At 57.2% G+C, this 1,580-nt stretch carries 1 protein-coding gene; it reads left to right on the plus strand.

Features of this window, described 5'->3' with window-relative positions; genetic code table 11:
• Positions 1-150: 150 nt before the first annotated feature.
• Positions 151-1,580: RNA polymerase factor sigma-54 (gene rpoN / locus PKY88_13305; GenBank protein ID HOQ06177.1), on the plus strand; the 1,430-nt coding region annotated here is incomplete at its 3' end.

The raw sequence follows: 1,580 nt of genomic DNA on the forward strand, positions 1-1,580 counted from the left end.
TCCAGCGGCACCATTTTAGCGGATGCAATTCTCGGCCGCAGCGAACTTTAGAGCAATCATGCGAAAAATTTTTGCCTTTCTGGTACAGGATTTGTACAATAGGACTCGTTCGGCTTTTGGAACCCCTGATTTAGACAACGGAAACAGCCTATGAATATGCGGATGAACCTCAGCTGCCAGATGCGGATGGAGCAGCGGATGAAGCTGGCTCCCCGGATGATTCAGTCAATGGAAGTGCTTCAGCTTCCTTTGCTGGCCCTTCAGGAAAAAATCGAGGCCGAACTGAACAGCAATCCCGTCCTGGAGCGGGTGGAAGAGAGCTCCGAACAGGCTGCCCCGGCCCAGGAGCCGTCTGAGGAACCCCTTCCGGAAAAGGAAATGGTGGTTTCCGAAGACCCGGACCGGCTGGAGGATTTTCAGCGTCTGGAAAGTCTGGATGAGGAGTTTGAAGAGTACATTTCCAACGGGGATTTTTTCCGCCGCAGCGCGTATGACCCGTCGGAGCCGGACCGGAAACTGGAGGCCATCCAAAATACCCCGGCGGCGGGCCAGTCCCTTCAGGAATATCTGAAAGACCAGTGGCGGCTGGTGGATGCCCCGGAAGAGGTGAAAGCCGCCGGCGAGCAGATTCTCGACAATCTGGATGAGAAAGGATATCTGACGGTTCCGCTGGAACAGCTGTATCAGAAAGACAAGTCTCCTTTTACGCTCGAGCATCTTCAGCAGGCCCTTGCTTTGGTTCAGCAGCTGGAGCCGACGGGCGTGGGGGCCCGGGATGTCCGCGAGTGTCTTTTGATTCAGCTGCGGCAGTGCCCGGAGGACCGCAATTTTGAGATCCGTCTTCTGGAAAATCGCTGGCAGGAACTGCTCGAAAACCGGCTGCCGCAGATAGCCAAAAAGATGAACTGCTCCCTCGAGGAGGTTAATAAGGCCATTGAGCGGATGAGCAAGATGGACCTGTCGCCGGGATTGCAGATTGGGCGCAATGACAATCACCCCATTACTGCCGATATTCTGGTGGAGCCGGACGAGTCCGGCGGATTCCGGGCGGTGCTGGTCGAAACCGACCTGCCGAATCTGCGGGTCAACCGCTTTTATCAGCAGATGGCCCGCAACCGGCGTATTGATGAGCAAACCCGGCAGTTCCTCCAGAAAAACATCCGTTCGGCCCAGTGGTTTATGGATGCAATTGCCCAGCGCCGCCAGACGCTGCAGAAGGTGGCGCAGGCCGTCGTGGATTATCAGCGGGATTTCTTCGAGAAGGGCCCGCTGTATTTAAAACCGCTGCCGATGTCTGTGATTGCCGAGAAAGTCGGCGTCCATGTAGCAACGGTGTCTCGTGCGGTGGCGGGCAAGTATGTTCAGTGTCCGCAGGGCATTCTGCCGCTTCGCAGTTTCTTCAGCGGCGGGCTGGAGGATGAGAGCGGACAGGAGCGCAGCTGGGACGCCCTGAAGGCCAAGCTGCAGGAGCTGGTGGACAGCGAGGACAAATCCAATCCGCTCAGCGATGACCAGCTGCGGCAGAAACTGGCCGAGGCGGGAATGGGCAATATCGCCCGCCGCACCGTCGCCAAATACCG

Source organism: Anaerohalosphaeraceae bacterium (assembly GCA_035378985.1).
GTDB lineage: Bacteria > Planctomycetota > Phycisphaerae > Sedimentisphaerales > Anaerohalosphaeraceae > JAHDQI01.